At 35.6% G+C, this 15289-nt stretch carries 14 protein-coding genes and 2 pseudogenes; 5 read left to right on the forward strand and 11 right to left on the reverse strand.

Features of this window, described 5'->3' with window-relative positions; all coding sequences use genetic code 11:
- Positions 1–48: 48 nt before the first annotated feature.
- Together ACFIKY_RS06595 and ACFIKY_RS06600 are read right to left on the reverse strand one after the other, a co-directional pair.
- Positions 49–453: a flagellar protein FlgN gene (locus ACFIKY_RS06595; RefSeq protein WP_273788300.1), complete on the reverse strand. Its 405-nt coding sequence runs from the start codon at positions 451–453 to the stop codon at positions 49–51.
- A gap of 2733 nt (positions 454–3186) precedes the next feature.
- A complete protein-coding gene (locus ACFIKY_RS06600; RefSeq protein ID WP_375661567.1) occupies positions 3187–3417 on the reverse strand; it encodes a hypothetical protein in 231 nt (76 codons plus the stop codon).
- Positions 3418–3845: 428 nt separating this feature from the next.
- On the opposite strand from ACFIKY_RS06600, the pseudogene ACFIKY_RS06605 reads away from it, so the two are divergent.
- Positions 3846–4204 (forward strand): annotated as a pseudogene (locus tag ACFIKY_RS06605) (integrase); the annotation flags it as partial.
- Positions 4205–4282: 78 nt separating this feature from the next.
- Here ACFIKY_RS06605 and ACFIKY_RS06610 read toward each other — a convergent pair.
- From ACFIKY_RS06610 to parA, 5 genes are all read right to left on the reverse strand, one after another.
- The gene (locus tag ACFIKY_RS06610) at positions 4283–4501 is read right to left on the reverse strand and encodes an EexN family lipoprotein (protein WP_375636402.1); all 219 of its coding nucleotides are present in this window, start codon (positions 4499–4501) and stop codon (positions 4283–4285) included.
- A 3-nt stretch (positions 4502–4504) separates the two neighbouring features.
- Positions 4505–4771, reverse strand: a complete 267-nt coding sequence (locus ACFIKY_RS06615; protein WP_375644940.1) for an EexN family lipoprotein — start codon at positions 4769–4771, stop codon at positions 4505–4507.
- A gap of 188 nt (positions 4772–4959) precedes the next feature.
- Positions 4960–5196, reverse strand: coding sequence for an EexN family lipoprotein (locus ACFIKY_RS06620; RefSeq protein WP_375644939.1), 237 nt, complete (start codon positions 5194–5196; stop codon positions 4960–4962).
- Between the two features lie 1153 nt (positions 5197–6349).
- Complete coding sequence (locus ACFIKY_RS06625; RefSeq protein ID WP_015856697.1) at positions 6350–6580, reverse strand: plasmid partition protein ParG; 231 nt, start codon at positions 6578–6580, stop codon at positions 6350–6352.
- Entirely contained in the window at positions 6577–7206 is a 630-nt protein-coding gene (gene parA / locus ACFIKY_RS06630; protein WP_375636396.1) for a ParA family partition ATPase, read from the reverse strand. The genes ACFIKY_RS06625 and parA overlap by 4 nt, the downstream gene beginning before the upstream one ends.
- 1001 nt (positions 7207–8207) lie before the next feature.
- Between parA and ACFIKY_RS06635 the strand changes: the two genes are divergently transcribed.
- Positions 8208–8537, forward strand: coding sequence for a TIGR01244 family sulfur transferase (locus tag ACFIKY_RS06635; RefSeq protein ID WP_375636395.1), 330 nt, complete (start codon positions 8208–8210; stop codon positions 8535–8537).
- 159 nt (positions 8538–8696) lie between these two features.
- A pseudogene (locus tag ACFIKY_RS06640) lies at positions 8697–8924 on the forward strand (D-alanyl-D-alanine carboxypeptidase); the annotation flags it as partial.
- 281 nt (positions 8925–9205) lie between these two features.
- Here ACFIKY_RS06640 and ACFIKY_RS06645 read toward each other — a convergent pair.
- The 3 genes from ACFIKY_RS06645 to ACFIKY_RS06655 form a co-directional block, all read right to left on the reverse strand.
- The gene (locus ACFIKY_RS06645) at positions 9206–9346 is read right to left on the reverse strand and encodes a hypothetical protein (protein WP_375636393.1); all 141 of its coding nucleotides are present in this window, start codon (positions 9344–9346) and stop codon (positions 9206–9208) included.
- A 1230-nt stretch (positions 9347–10576) separates the two neighbouring features.
- On the reverse strand, positions 10577–11578 hold the full coding sequence (locus ACFIKY_RS06650) for a bifunctional riboflavin kinase/FAD synthetase (RefSeq protein ID WP_375636391.1): 1002 nt from the start codon (positions 11576–11578) through the stop codon (positions 10577–10579).
- Complete coding sequence (locus tag ACFIKY_RS06655) at positions 11578–12423, reverse strand: TIGR01459 family HAD-type hydrolase (protein ID WP_375636389.1); 846 nt, start codon at positions 12421–12423, stop codon at positions 11578–11580. Before ACFIKY_RS06655 ends, ACFIKY_RS06650 begins: the two co-directional genes overlap by 1 nt.
- A gap of 1239 nt (positions 12424–13662) precedes the next feature.
- Between ACFIKY_RS06655 and ACFIKY_RS06660 the strand changes: the two genes are divergently transcribed.
- Together ACFIKY_RS06660 and ACFIKY_RS06665 are read left to right on the forward strand one after the other, a co-directional pair.
- On the forward strand, positions 13663–14022 hold the full coding sequence (locus tag ACFIKY_RS06660) for a helix-turn-helix domain-containing protein (RefSeq protein ID WP_375636387.1): 360 nt from the start codon (positions 13663–13665) through the stop codon (positions 14020–14022).
- Positions 14023–14535: 513 nt separating this feature from the next.
- On the forward strand, positions 14536–14661 hold the full coding sequence (locus ACFIKY_RS06665; protein WP_375636385.1) for a hypothetical protein: 126 nt from the start codon (positions 14536–14538) through the stop codon (positions 14659–14661).
- Positions 14662–14851: 190 nt separating this feature from the next.
- Here ACFIKY_RS06665 and ACFIKY_RS06670 read toward each other — a convergent pair whose 3' ends face one another.
- A complete protein-coding gene (locus ACFIKY_RS06670; RefSeq protein WP_375636384.1) occupies positions 14852–15088 on the reverse strand; it encodes an EexN family lipoprotein in 237 nt (78 codons plus the stop codon).
- Between the last annotated feature and the right edge of the window lie 201 nt (positions 15089–15289).

Raw genomic sequence — 15289 nt, forward strand, 5'->3', positions numbered from 1 at the left:
CCTAATCATTGTCATCACTTAGAACAGCCAATATTCATCAGATTTGAATCATTCCTCTGTTTCTTTTACGCGTCCAGATAATTGCATAGCTCTAGAAAGATCATTAACTGCATTTAAATGCGTCTGAAGCAATTCACTATTACGCTGTAATTTTTCTTGTAAATCAGACAACAAACTTTCAACTTCATGCTCAATATCTTGATTCATGTAGCGCTTCACATCGCTCATGGATTTATTAAGATCACGCAAACCACGTATTTTACATAAATTTATTTCTTCGTAATCTGGAACACCACTGCTCTCTAGCATATTGCTTTCATAATCAACAACTTGAGCTAATCCTTTAACAGCAGCAACAAATTTTGTCATCGCCCAATCACGATCAATAAGATTATTATCAAGAACTTTTGCTTTTGATGCAAAACTATCATCACCATATTGCACTACAGACATTTTTACTTCCCCTTCAACACTCTTGTTCAATCTTTCAAATGAGGGAGATTAAACAGGTTCTCTTCAATGCTGATACACTCAATAAAGCTCGTGGTGCAAACATCGCTCAAACAACAGCACGACAATCCTTCAAAGCGTATACCACTTCAACTTTCAACGCATTCTCTCAAGTATTTTTCTTGCTTTGCTCCAAAACCATCATTACGGCTATACTAATTCACCAAAACGCTATAAACTTAAACCTTACGCAGCAATATCGAAAGTTCTACATTTGCTCTGTCTATTTTGGTCTATTTCGCCTTGCCGATTTTATCTTTGCCTATTTCGTCACCAGCATGCCTTCAACAGAAAACAACAACGCTCTCACGAGAACTTTGTCCATAAAAAGACCACCTGCCGACAAAAACCCACAGCATATCTCGCAGCATATCAAAGACTTAAGCTCATTAAAAATTTCAGCATTTTAACGATAGCAGCATCTTACCCTCCATAACCTTATGGCTTTTTTTGCACCTAAACTTGCATACCTTCCGGCACCCCATAAGATGGCACCCTACAAAATTAGTTGCACCCATTCAAAAAGACACACCCTCCCCCATGCTCCTTCTGCACATATGCAGTACTTCGCATAAAAAACAAAAAGAATGCTCTTTTGAACAGATTAGCCATACAGCAATATTAAAAAAGACATCTTAAAACAGCTAAACAGCCATCAATCTCCCTTTTTTTAATTATCATTCGCTTTTCTTTGCAATGAACGACTATATAAGATTTTTTGAACCTTTTCAAGAGTTTCTTAGCCAATCAATTCGATACGTCTTCAATTGCATATTCACGCGCTTGTTTTAAAGAAACATCTCTTAAGTGTACCCAAGCCTATTTCGCGCCATAACCCATGAATAATATAATGATAAATCCCCCATGACATGTATAAAATCCATTGAGCACTGTCCATCTTTACGCTTAATAAAAGAAGCAAGCCAGCACACCATCACATATTTTGCTAGCCCCTCATGTTGCGATATCCTTGACATTTAAGTGCGGTTCAAAAAGCATGCCTTTCTTGTACAGTTTCGCTCCGCATGGACCCTCCCCACTTGTAACTGCAAAAGACATGGTTTTGGTTGATTAAACCTAGAGCAGATTTGGAATGAAAAAATTTTACGGTATTCAGGACTCTAATTCAAGTTGAATAACGATAGATTATCATTATAAATCAAAATATTATCCAATGCATAATGCTTAACGCTCCCCACATTGATATTTTCAGAATTTCCACAGCATCTTCCTATAGGTTATTTCACTCCATAACACAGTTTGCTCTTAATATCGCGGCTTTACATGTGCTACTGGTATAAAAACATAGAAACAATCATTTTATAATAAAGGTACAATTTTTGTTACGAACTTTCTCTCATTTTCAACCTTCTAAATGCAGCTCTTCTCTTTCATACTCATCACATTTCAAATCTATCCCATGTTGAATAAATTAAATTTACTTGTTTGCACATCACAAACAACGCCCTGATGTGTTGATAAAATACACTGAAAGAAAAATGCCTCTTATGAACCGTCTCAAATGCCAAGGGCCATAGTAAACATTGGAAGCAAGCGTACGATGACAGTGACTTGCTATTTCATAAGTGTAAAGATGGTAGCATTCTATAGATTTTTATATTATTCAAATTTTATATTATTTCACGAGAGCTTTACTGTTATACCATTTACGAGTGTCATCGTAAAATGTTTGTCGTGTGCATTGAGAGATGTTTTCTTACAAGTACATAAATATGCAATACAAATATATTAATATACAACATAAGTATATTTCGTTTGGAACGTTCTGTTCTTTTGTGCAAAACATGCCCATTAGAACAGCATTAACCAATCTTACTATGAGATAAACGATCAGAAAACATTTTTGTCTTCTTCTGTGCACCTTAAAGGACAAAGATCTTAACTCAATCTGCTCTGTACGCAGTCCGAATTTTTGTCAAGCAATCTTCTCTTGACTTCCTACTCATGTGAGTCACTTAAACGAAAGGCTCAATAAATCAACCTACGAATATTCATCGCACACTAAAAAATACTTAAACGTTACAAGAAAACTTATATGCCTTATATTACCGCTATAAATGATAGTGTTTCATAGCATAACAGGATAAAAAAGTTTTCTGCAACACAAAACCTACAAAATCAATTAATATTCTCTTTAAAACTTTCTTTTTTAAGATTTACAGTGCTCTAATTCCTCAAGCCTTTACAAAAAAGAAACGATTTTAAGCTTGCCTAATATATTGTATCAACATATACTACGGTTTGTAACATATTGTTATTCATAAAATCACCTCAAAAAGAACAGAAAGAGGTTTTTATGGCTGATCTCGTAAAAGCCGCAGTGCTTTATTCAACCTTGATTATCACCATGAATGCTTTTGTTGTTATTTTAGTTCTCGTAATAGAAATATACTAAACATACTCTCTTGGCTTTTTGTAATTTGCGCAAACGATCATTTTAATTTTACATAAGATCAAAGCGAAAATTTAACTCTACAGATAAATTACACACCTAATTTCAAACATCGCTTGCAACTATTTAAGTGTTAACTCTGCTTTTTGTATGCATTTTTAACCATCAGTTTCCATCTTTTCACGCTACTTGAATCTCAACTTCATTCCCGCCTTAAAGAACTAAATTTTCTACCAGATCCGATCTGTAAATAATTTGTCTCCTTATCGAGTAAGTTCCTCTTGCTTCTCCCCTTCAGGGCATATCACAATTCTAAAGGAATATTTCAAGAAGCTTATGATAAATCCATTGAACACCATCATCACACACTTGCGAGGGAATAAACCAGCACCATCACATACTTTTCCAGCACCAAATGTTGCAACAACCTTTAATCCTTGAGATAGTTCATAAAAGACATTTTTACTTCTTTCTTCAACAGTTTTTATCCACACGGCTCTCCATGCTTGTAACGTGCAAGTAGATGGTTTTAATTGATTCAACCTAGAACAGATTTTGACGAGATCCTTATTCAACATAAAATAATTAAATTATTTTTATAAATCAAAGTATTATTCAAAAAACAACTCATACATAAAGTTTTGCATGAGCTCCACCACTCAACATGATAATATTACAACACAATTAAAATAAAAAATAACAAGGAAAAACCTTACAAACTCAGAAAAGAGAGGGGGAAAATGAAAAGATATGGAGAGCGCTCAATTCCTCACACATCCAACAAAACCGTCCTAGCAAAACTGCCTCACGTCTTAACTAATGTTATAATATTCTCAAATCAAAAGCAATTTTTTAAAAATATTTTGAGAAAAACATTTAAGTATAAAACGATAATAATTCCATTCAGAATATTTTTCTCTTTATTAAGACAGAGAAAAGTAAATTCCAAACAAATGTTTCCTCCCAATTTTTCCGAAATTAGCCGCAACGCTTAAAGCCGGTCTTAGTGTGATGAAACATTTATTTGTGATGAACGCAGAAAAACACCCCAAAGGTAGATTCAATCTCATGTTTTAAATACATGCGACCAAAACATTAAACAATCAGCACATAGTTTGAAAAATTAGCAATAACACGTAGCAACTCATTCGGATGCAATACTATCACAATTGAAAGCACTTTTTGGCTGGACAAATAGACAGTATAGCATCCGTTTACACAAAGAGTACAGATCGTAAACGGCTAATTCTTGAAGCCATCAAAAGGCTCTCTAAAAGTTAGAGAGAGCCTAAAAAACGTAATAGAATCAACAATTAACCAATTCCTTATTGATAGAATAATTTATTGAATTTTATGTTTTTAATTAATGCCAAACATAAGTTCCATATACGCTTGTCTGGCATGTTGACAATTTTTAGATTTCTTTATAGACGATGGATCCATCTTTTCACACTTTTTTACCCACTCTTCGAGTAATGTTTTATCTTTCTTGAATTCCGCCACGCTGTGATTTTTTTCGCAAGCAGCAAGGACAAGTCCAGTACAAAGCAGCACTGCTGTAATAATGACTTTATTCATGATTTAATTCCCTTCCTTTTTATCTTCAGTTTTTTCTTGGTCGTCCTTTCCAGAGCCGAAAACTCCCCATTTTTTACGAGTTTCTAATTCAGCTTTTTCTGCGTTTTTACAATTTTGAGAATCAAAACTCCCTGCAATAAAACATTTCTCTAACCACTGATTGAGTAATTTAGGATCTTTCTTAAAATCTGCTACGCTATAGTTTTTCTCGCATCCAGCAACAGCAAGTCCAGCACAAAGCAGCACTGTTGTAATAATGGCTTTATTCATAAATAAATTCCCCTTTTTTCAAATTTACAAAGTTTAGGACACAATTTAGGGTTCCATTAAATTTGTACATTCGGTTCATTGGTGCATTTTCAAAAATTTTAAAATCGACTTCTGTACGCAATTTTTTCCAACCTATGATGATAAATCGCGTACAAAGAAAAACACCGCTATCAATATATTTTTATGATTTAATTGTTGTCCTGCTTTTTTTCAGTTTCATTCCCTTTTTTGCCACTTTCACGAAGTTCCTTTGCAAGATTTCTATAATGCTCTTGAAAAAGCTCCATATCGGCTTGCATGACATTTTGACAATTCTTGGTTGCAAAAGCAGAGGTCCCGATTTTATCGCATTTCTTTCCCCATTCTTGCATCAATTTTTTATCTTTCTTAAATTCCTCAACACTGTAGTTTTTTTCGTGAACCAACAGTAACAAGCCCCGTGCAAAGCAACAGCGCTGTTATAATGATCTTGTTCATGATTTAACCCCTCTCTTTGTTTTATATTTTATTAACAATATCTTTGGATTCACATCCCCTCCTATATTGTGACCTTGCGTCTAACTTTCCTTTGCAAATACGCAAACTTGCAACGCAAACATGTTAAATCATGAAAACTGCTTTTATTTATCAGACTTGCATTTGTAGCATTATCTGCACGGCTGCTCTTTGTATTTGAAGTATTTAAACTTCAGCAGTAATTTTGATATCTTGGCATTTTTCAAAAACCACTTCATCATGAGAAGTCGCACAAAATCTTATCAAAAATTCGTAATGCCTATATCCATTGCAAATTCCCTGCAAAAGAAAGAATACACCTTTTAACCAACTGATTGCGCTCTTATCATTTCTTAAACCACCGGAAAAGAAAGAAAACTTTAAGTCCCCCTGCACTTTTTAAATGCCAATAGAAATGCTAAAAAAGCGATCTTATACATTATCAATTGAAGCAAAAAAGCCTATTTCCTTGCGTACCATTACGACTGGCATTAACTATTTAAGACTATAAAATCATATAAATGTAAGAAATACTGTCTATAATATGCTCAATGACTTCTTTTGTTTATTAGGAAAACTTATAGCGCGCCAATATCAGTAAATTTTACTTATTTATATCCCCCCTTTATAAACATGAATATAATTTAATAAAATAAATCGCTGCATAACAGAAAAAAATAATCAACGCTACTCTTAATTACATTATTTACGCATGTATTAAGTGAAATAAACAAAGAAATAACCTGACGTTTAAAATCATTATCAAGAAAATTTTTATGGAAGAATAAACTTATCTATTCATCTAGCGGATAAGATAGCGATATAAGATCACAAGTAGTATGATGATTATCATACTTATAGGGAAAAGTTTGTATAGGGAAAAGTTTGAAACGGAGAATTTTTCGCAAACTCATAGCTCTTTCATGAAATGATACAGAACCTTATGAAAAACAACTTAAATGAAGCAGCCCTCGTGAAAAAAGAAGGGAGATTTTATCATTATTAACTTCGTATAAAAACAAATGATATCATCTCTAGAAAAAGTATTCAAACCAACGAAAACTTATTATCATATATCACTTTTTACACTTTTCCGTATTTTTGTGAAAGCAATTCGCGCACCTCATCGGCTATTTTAGTTCCACGACTTGCACAACTTACCTTAATCAATCGATGCAAACTTTCTGGTATATCAATCGTGAGGCGCTTCATACCTCCACTCATGCTCCCTTTGGGGCTTCCTACCCATGCATCTGCTGTTAAAGGAATTGATTTATTCGTTGGTTTCGTGCCGATTTTAATTTTTTTATTCATCGCGCTAACTCCTTGATTTCCGCTGCAACAGCTTCAATCTCTGCTGTTGCTGGTCCTTGCTTATCAACTTCATAAACCGCCTTCCCCTGTGCTGCTGCTTCTGCAAAAATCACGCGCTGCGCAACGCTAGAAGAAAGAACATGCACGGGGTATATGCCAAGAGCTTCGTTCACATCACGCCCTATCGCTGTATTGACTATTTTACGATTAATAACAAAAGCAGATTCAAGATTTTCTTTATAAATACGTGCTTCGTCAATCAGCTTTACAATTCCATCGGCTGCCCAAATATCATAGGGACTAGGCAAAACAGGTATAAGCACCAAATCCGAAGCCATAAGAGCACTACGAGCAAGATCAGTCACACGTGGAGGACCATCGATAATAATATGATCATAACCATGACCAATCTGTGTAATCTCTTTGTGAACCGTTGCACGTGGTAAACCAATAACCGAAAACAAAGGTGCATCTTCACGCGCTGCAGCCCAATCCAATGCGCTCCCCTGTGGATCAACATCAATAAGCAATACCCGTGCACCGGTACGCGCAAAACTGGCCGCAAGATTAACACTCAACGTAGTTTTTCCTACGCCTCCCTTTTGATTCAAAAGTCCAATGATCATTTATTACGCCTTTCAGCATTATCGTTTTTACGATTATACAGAAAGTAATAAAAGAAGCAAGCATCCAATACGTGCAAAATAACCATTTCTCCTATTTTTAGGATAAAACGACAGCCCGCAATTTTGTCTTTATAATATTCTTTTAGCATAAGAAAAAACATTATGAAGATGATGTTTTTGAGAATAACAAAAATAAATCTAAACAAGAGACACGATCTTCTTCCCCCACCCTAAAACGAAGATTCTTACATCCATGTCGATCTGTGAACAATGCTCTGTAAATGATCCAGCTTCTTATCTCGCGCCTGCCATTTGGGCTTCTCCCTTCATGCAGTCCACTTAATGCAACTCTACAAATAAACTCCACTCTGAATATACAACAAACTATAAGAAGCATTCATTGTTTTGCACGTTGAATGAGAGAGCCGAAATCAGGAAGATTCTCTCATTTCATGCCCTCTGATATTAAATCAATCAAAATCATGTCTCTTGTACGTTACAAGCGGGGCTAGCGTGTGGGTAAAAACTGTACAAGAAAGGATTAAAATACTTCTTATGAACTGTCTCAAGAGCCAAGGACTGTAGTAACATTGGGGACTGAAAAATATAACAATGGTACCAGCCTACTTCTTCATAAGCGTAAAGAGGGTAGTGATCAATGAATTTTATACTCTTATACGCTCGACAGGGTAAAATAGGCTTAAGAGAAATAAGGATACCTCTACCAAACGTGTGAACAAGCAACACAATGGAATGTCTATGCTTGGTAAACATAATAGATTATGCATAAAGACCAAACAGCCGTCTTGCATAAGGTCGAATAACGAACATATTGCGGAGTGAGATATTTTGCATCTTACAGCTCATTTTCCCAAAATAGATCTTCTCGACAAAAAGAATATTTTTGTTAAGATACCATTGAAAAACTTACCTTCACTATGTTCTTTTATATACCAAACTAGGGGGGATCGTGAAAATCGTGCAATTGAGAATAAATAAAGATGAATTTACAACAAATTGAACCTGATATTTTTATCAGCGCCCAAATTAGCATAGAAAATATCAAAACATTGGCACAAGCTGGTTTTAAAACAATTATCTGCAACCGCCCCGATCACGAGGAGCTTCATCAACCTGACTTTTCTAGCATTAAAACGGTCGCAAATGAATATGGCATAAAAGCCTATCACATTCCCATTTCTCCTCCAACTATAGAACAGTCAGCTGTTGAAGCTATGCAAACAATTTTAAAAACCGCCTCTCTGCCTCTTCTCGCTTATTGCCATCACGGAGCACGCTCGCTGCATCTTTATCGTTTAGCGCGTCTTTAAACACAGATTTCATACGCTTCCTCCTCGCCTTAAAAGATAAAGACTCTTAAATACACATCGATCTGTAAAAAATAATCTGTCAATAATCTTTGTCTTGCGCTTTCCACTCAGGCTTCCCACTTCATAAGACTCTACACGCAAACTTTGCTGTTAAATATACAACAAACATGCACACCTGAAGCCATAAAAATGCATGAAAATTCATATGATGATCAAGGAAATCTATTTTCACCTCACCTTTTATCACTGCTTCACCTTCTTTGTCTCTCCCTTTACCAGTACGAGCTCATTCGTACACCATAGACACCTAAAACAACAGTAAAGCCACTAAGAAAACCCCATATTCCGTATAAAAGGCATGCAGAATATTTTATAAAAAATCCGTAAGCCATAATCTATGGTTAATTGCAAAATATTGATTTATAACAATTAATTATTTTGCACGTTGAGTGAGAAACCCTAATACCATAAAATTATCTCATTTTAAGTCTATTTATAGTGAATCAATCAAAAGCGTGTTTCTTGTATGTCACAAGCAGGAAGGGTTCGTATGAAATAAAACGAGTTAAGAAAAATCCCTCTCATAAACATAAACGCTCTCAAATAGCCAAGGCTGTACAACACTGAAGGCTTGTCAATATAACTGATGATACCGGATTGCTCTTTTATTAGACATAAAGATGATAGCGCTCAACGGAGCTTGCAAGATACCATTCATGAGTGCCATCATGAAAATGGATATAGGAAGCGTTGAGAGATATTTCTTTAAAACAGGCGCGTAAATTAGCAACACAAGTATATTCCAGCATTTTATTTTACCTGTAGAACGTGATTATCCTATTCAAAAAACAACAAAGCCTGAAACTGTTATTTTCATGATTTAAGAGATATTGCTCTAGACACTTTTGAAAGTGGCAAAGCCGAATTTAAAAAAGACAGTCATCTGGACTGATTTCCCCCTTTATAACTTCATATTTTTCCCCAATAAGGCTGTAGATTGATTTCAGAGATTATCCAAATGAATATAGGCAATAGGGCTGTCCCCATCTGGTATACAAAAGCTGTAACAGCAGAGAGAGCACTAAAGCGCCTTAATCTTTGTCTCAAACATACTGCTCGCGTTGAGGATTGCTAAAGCAAAAGTTTTATGAGAAAAGCAACAAGACATAATTGGCTTTGCATTTTCATATCCTTACAAGACTGCCTTGCCGTTACATTATAGGCGTTATATTTGTGAAGGACAAAGGAGATATATGGACAGTTCTTTGCTTGAGAATCTGAAAGATTTACGTATTACGACAACCAAATTGTGCCTTTATCAATCAAAAGCATTAAAAATTTTTGAAACAAGTACACCTGCTTTCTCACAATGATTTCTTTTTATCTGCAATCGATCATAGTCTCCTTAATGTAGATTTCCTATCACAATATACGAGAGAAACGAGACTTAAAGCATTTTCCATCAGCTTCATTCTCGTTTACGTGATTGGTTAGCACAAAGCCGCTGCTGACCACCGCTCTACTTCACGAGGCTCAACAAACGAACCTTTTTTTTAATATTCATCATATGATACTAAATATCACATGCGTAAGATTTTACATAAACCCAATCCCATCATAAAAGACGATATGTCATAATAAAACAAATTAGAAAAAAGAGACCATAAACTTTTGAAATAAAAGAGTTATCGATTAAATTTTATCAAACTATAAGCTTAAAATCGCAAAAAATTTTAAAAACAGCCTTTCTCTCTCTTCACGTCTATTATTGCCAAATAGGCTGAGGCTTATTCTTTACTGCATCTTTTATGATGGGTTTTAACGGATCAGAAAGAAACAAGCAGTAAACTTTTGAATGACAACAAAAGCCATAAAATGAACTTTGAAAAAGATAATGCCAAAATCAGATATTCAGATATTCGATTCTCCCTCTCAACAACGGAAACAACATATATTCCACGATGTTTTGGAATATATCTTTGTGATTATAATCACTTTAAGTGCTATTTTTACAGCTCTTTTATCTTTTGCAGATAAGTTTAGGGCATATTTTTAAAAGTAAGCAGCCTATCCAACTTTGATAATGGTTGTGCTATCTTTAAAATTTCTTTTGCTTTTTTTTCATCACGGTGCATTTGCGCAATCAAAGGTTCAAGCCCATCAAATTTTTCTTGTCCTCGCAAAAACTGGAAAAAAGAAACGGTACAGCTTTCCCCATAAAGGTCGTCGTTAAAGTCAAACAAATAGGTTTCCAAAAGTGGCGCACCATCTTTAACAACCGTTGGACGACAACCAAAGCTTGCAACACCATCATACAAAACACCGTTCGCACGACGTAAACGCACCGCATAAACACCATGAGCCAAACGAACTTGGGAAGGCAACATTTGATTGGCGGTAGGAAATCCCAAAAGACGTCCAAGTTTATCGCCTTGAATAATATTGGAGCATACCCGATAGTGATACCCTAACAAATGAGCTGCTTTGTCCACTTTTCCTTGTGAGAGAAGCTGCCGAATAAAACTAGAGGAAATAATCAACTGTTGTGAATCTTGAAGACGCGAAACGCAAGGAACTTGCACAACCTCAAATCCATATTTCTCTCCCCTTTGGCAAAGAAGCTGCACATTTCCACTTTTCTGATGACCAAATTGAAAATTTTCCCCTGTCACCACAACTGAAACATCAAAAGCCTGTTTTAAAATCGATTTGATAAATTCATCCGCTGAAAGCGTGGCAAAGTGCGCATCAAAGGGCTGTTCAATCACACCATTAAAGCCAAGGACTTTAAAAATTTCAGCTTTTTCAGCTGCCTCTGTCAAACGATAGACAGGAGCTGAACGTTGAAAAAAACTTCTTGGATGTGGTTCAAAGGTTAAAACAACTGCTGGTTTCTTTTTTATCTGCGCGAAATCAAGCGCTTTTTGCAACACCATCTGATGTCCGCAATGAACACCATCAAAATTTCCAAGTGCCAACACGGCTCCCCGCCAAGCCGAGGGAAACATGTGAGTCCCCTGAAGACGCAAAAAATTAGCCATTACTGAAGTGCCCACATGATTGCTTGTGGTTTATAACCATGACGTTCAAGAAAAGAATGCAAAGCTTGCTTATCCACCACACCATTTTGCGCATAATCATAATGATGAATCCCCCCCATAATATAAAGGGCATCAAGACCAAAATGAGCCGCCCCCTTAATATCCGTCAAAAGACCATCACCAATAGCTAAAACTTGACTTTTTTCCACAATTCCACGAATGTTTTGAAGTTTTTCAAAGGCACACTCATAAATAGGCGCGTGAGGTTTTCCAGCAATGCGTACTTCCCCCCCTAATTGTTGATAAAGACGCGCCAATGCACCAGCGCACCAAAATTCTTTATTTCCATAATGGACAATCACATCAGGATTAGCACAAATAAAAGGTAAATTCCGCGCCCGCATGCGAAGAAACATCTCCTCATAAGCAGAGGGTTCTTCGTCAAAATCTTCAAGAAAACCGCTGCAGACGACAACAGAAGCCTCCCATTCTTCAACAAATTCACACTCTAACCCTTCAAACAGCACCAAATCACGTTGTGAACCAATAAAAAAAACTTTACGCGGAGCTGTCCGAATGAGATCGCGCGTTACATCCCCTGAAGTGATAATGGCATCATAATAGTCACGATGAACATTCATGCTTTGTAATTGAGCAGCAACATCTTCCCGTAGCCGAGGAGAATTGGTCAATAAAATAACATTTTTTCCCATTTGTCGAATTTTATACAATGCTTTCAACGCTGGTTCAAATGCATGTACACCGTTATGCACAACACCCCACACATCACAAAAAACAGCATCATAATGCGTTATAATAGTCTCAATATGGGTAAGTTCATTCATGGTGCACCTATCTTTATTTATCATTTAAAGCTGTCTTTTATTTCAAAACTACTTACCGAAAGATAATACTTGTGTCATCTGCTTTCTCAAACCATATTCCAACTTTGCATCGCTTATAGCAATCATAAGAAATGACAAAATAAATAAGTTATCGTTAAGTTGTGCAAAATTCTAAAACGCTTTATATCAAAAGCTTATCATTCCACAATGCTCATTTTTCTCATAAAAACTTTAATTCTCACAATAACTGCGTTGATACAGTTTTTTATCTAAAACACGCACATTCTTAAAAACGAACAAAAAAACTCCTTAAAAAAACGCTTCCTTAAGTATAGAATTATTGATTTATAATAATAATTTATTATTCATACATAATGAGAAACCAAAATATCTTTTCTCATTTCAAATCTGTTGATATTGAATCAATCAAAACTTTTCGCTTGCACATTATAAGCAGGATGAGCGTATAAATAAAAACACGTGAAGAGAGAAAAATAGCTCTTATGCTCCCTTTCAAAGGTAAAAACTGTCGTAATATTTTAGACTGACAAAGAGTATGTGCCCTCCAAGCATCTTTTTTTCAGTAAAGATAGAAATATAGCTTTTATCCCATTCATCGAAGCTTTTACGTTATACACTTTACGAAACGCCATTTGTGAAATGGGCGCTAACATTGAGAAATATCTTCTCAAAACAAACATGTGAATATACAACAACCAAATCTATTCTGTTTTGATTTTATTTTGCATGAGGGCTCTTTACTCATAAAAGGTTTCCCCTATCATCATGATATCTCAGACGCATCAAAACAAGCCATTTTGGTTATTGGTTAAGAACAGCACCATAGACGGTGCCTTGACCTTAAAAACCAAGGTTTACCTTTGAAAAAAGCGAATCTGAAAACGTGAGTTTAGTAAGAAAACCTTAAAAATTTGAAAGGCAAACAACCTCCTATTAAAAAAATCTATCCGTCTTAAGAAAAACTATTTTTATTGCCAATCTCCTAAAATTACTTTACTAATTAGAAAATGTATTGGTCGTATACGCAACGACCAATAGGGCCTTGAAAACCCGAAACCCTAGCGTAAAAATAAACCCAGTGTGTGGGTATCCCGGAATTCCGGGAGATTTTGCTATGTCCAGGTGCTCCAAGCACTAAAAGCAAAATGCTGACTAGGGTTCAGTGTTTTCAAGCTCCCGGAATACCAATGCGAGGGCGCTCGCAACCGGAGGGGGAAAATGCAAACTCAAAATCTTAATGTTGATCTTTTTGTAGGCAAAAAAATTCGCTTTAGGCGAAAAATGCTCAAAATGTCTCAAAAAACATTAGGGCATCATTTAGGTGTCACTTTCCAACAAATCCAAAAGTATGAAAAAGGCTTAAATCGCGTGAGCGCAGGACGTTTAAAGGAAATCTCCGATATATTGGATGTCCCTATTGCCTTTTTTTACGCTGATATCATCAAAAAAGAACATACCCCGTACCATCATGATGAAATTGTAGCGAGCAAAGAGGAATATTTGCTTTTAAAAAGTTTTAGAATTCTTACATCTGTCAAACAAAAAGCAATTTTAAAATTAATTTCTGATCAAAATTAAAACCTTTAAAAACATAAGTATAGGGTGCTACACGCTCTGTTCTTGGCTTCCTTCCCACACATCAAAGGATGCAAATCCCTCCTCAAACTGGTTGATACCCAATCCAACTTCTCAAAAACAGCTCCCTCTCGGCTTCACATTTCATATGGTTCCTTTCACAAAATTATACAAGAAAGCCCTCTCTTGAATATTCACTACACTCTCTTATCAAAACACCCCATGCATAAAGTTTTTATGCCTTACACCACACCTCAAGCGATATTGATTTATAAAGAGTATTCATTGTTTTGCATGTTAAATGAGAATCCAGAATAGCGTAAGATCCTTTCATTTCAGACCCGCTCCATGTTGAATCAACCAAAATCATGTCTCTTGCAAGTTACAAGCGGAAAGAGCCCTTGTGGATAAAAAACTATTAAGAAAGGATTAAAAATGCCCCTAATGAACCGTCTCAAGTGCCAAGGGCTGTAGCAACACCCACGAGCTGGCAAATATGCGCCGGCTTACTCCTTTATGAAGCGTAAAGATCGTGGTGCTCAATGGATCTACCATTATACCATTCACGGACACCACCGTGAAATGGGATTGGCTGCCTTAAGAGATGTTTCTATAAGACAATGCTATCCAGTTTTCTCATGATCATAATCCTCAATCTAACAAAGATGAAACAAACAATAGGATTGCAAATATGATTTTGGAAGCTCATCTGAAAGATGAAAAATGATAAAAATCTCCGCTATAAAATTTAAAGAAGCAACTATTCGTTGAACCGTAACTTCTTTATTTTAGAATTTTTATATAACACTTTACTGTTGAGTATGCATAACCGTTAAAACGCATGACCACGATCTATAGAATTAAGCTTTGGCGAGAAAAACATTTCAGTATCTGCTTGTAAAACATTTTGACAATTTTTAGATTCCTTAACAGCTTGTCCTGAAAGAAAACACTTCTTTCCCCATTCTTCCCTTAATTTTGCATCTTTCTTAAAATCCTCTACGCTATAAGTTTTTTCACACCCCACAGCGAATAATAGAGCCATGCATAATAAAATAATTTTTTTCATTTTATCCCTCTTTAAATACCTTATCTGTTAACATCATCCCCCAAATGAGTTTTAAATTTTCATACTGTATGAGAAGACAGCCTTACTATCACTTGCTTTCTTTCAAAGTGAACACTCTGAGTAAAATAATGCAAGAAGAACTCACGACAGCCATCGTATGAGTTTGTCATAAAATATAATGAGAAGAAAAAAGCCCAAACT

The organism is Bartonella sp. CR127HXZ, assembly GCF_042194555.1.
In the GTDB taxonomy this organism is placed as follows: Bacteria; Pseudomonadota; Alphaproteobacteria; order Rhizobiales; family Rhizobiaceae; genus Bartonella; species Bartonella grahamii.

Excerpts from the sequence above, each read along its gene's own strand:
- ACFIKY_RS06595 (WP_273788300.1), bottom strand. The coding sequence starts at position 453 with ATGTCTGTAGTGCAATATGGTGATGATAGTTTTGCATCAAAAGCAAAA.
- ACFIKY_RS06610 (WP_375636402.1), bottom strand. The coding sequence starts at position 4,501 with ATGAATAAAGTCATTATTACAGCAGTGCTGCTTTGTACTGGACTTGTC.
- ACFIKY_RS06615 (WP_375644940.1), bottom strand. The coding sequence starts at position 4,771 with ATGAATAAAGCCATTATTACAACAGTGCTGCTTTGTGCTGGACTTGCT.
- ACFIKY_RS06625 (WP_015856697.1), bottom strand. The coding sequence starts at position 6,580 with ATGAATAAAAAAATTAAAATCGGCACGAAACCAACGAATAAATCAATT.
- parA (WP_375636396.1), bottom strand. The coding sequence starts at position 7,206 with ATGATCATTGGACTTTTGAATCAAAAGGGAGGCGTAGGAAAAACTACG.
- ACFIKY_RS06635 (WP_375636395.1), top strand. The coding sequence starts at position 8,208 with ATGAATTTACAACAAATTGAACCTGATATTTTTATCAGCGCCCAAATT.
- ACFIKY_RS06645 (WP_375636393.1), bottom strand. The coding sequence starts at position 9,346 with ATGCTGGAATATACTTGTGTTGCTAATTTACGCGCCTGTTTTAAAGAA.
- ACFIKY_RS06650 (WP_375636391.1), bottom strand. The coding sequence starts at position 11,578 with ATGGCTAATTTTTTGCGTCTTCAGGGGACTCACATGTTTCCCTCGGCT.
- ACFIKY_RS06655 (WP_375636389.1), bottom strand. The coding sequence starts at position 12,423 with ATGAATGAACTTACCCATATTGAGACTATTATAACGCATTATGATGCT.
- ACFIKY_RS06660 (WP_375636387.1), top strand. The coding sequence starts at position 13,663 with ATGCAAACTCAAAATCTTAATGTTGATCTTTTTGTAGGCAAAAAAATT.
- ACFIKY_RS06665 (WP_375636385.1), top strand. The coding sequence starts at position 14,536 with ATGAAGCGTAAAGATCGTGGTGCTCAATGGATCTACCATTATACCATT.
- ACFIKY_RS06670 (WP_375636384.1), bottom strand. The coding sequence starts at position 15,088 with ATGAAAAAAATTATTTTATTATGCATGGCTCTATTATTCGCTGTGGGG.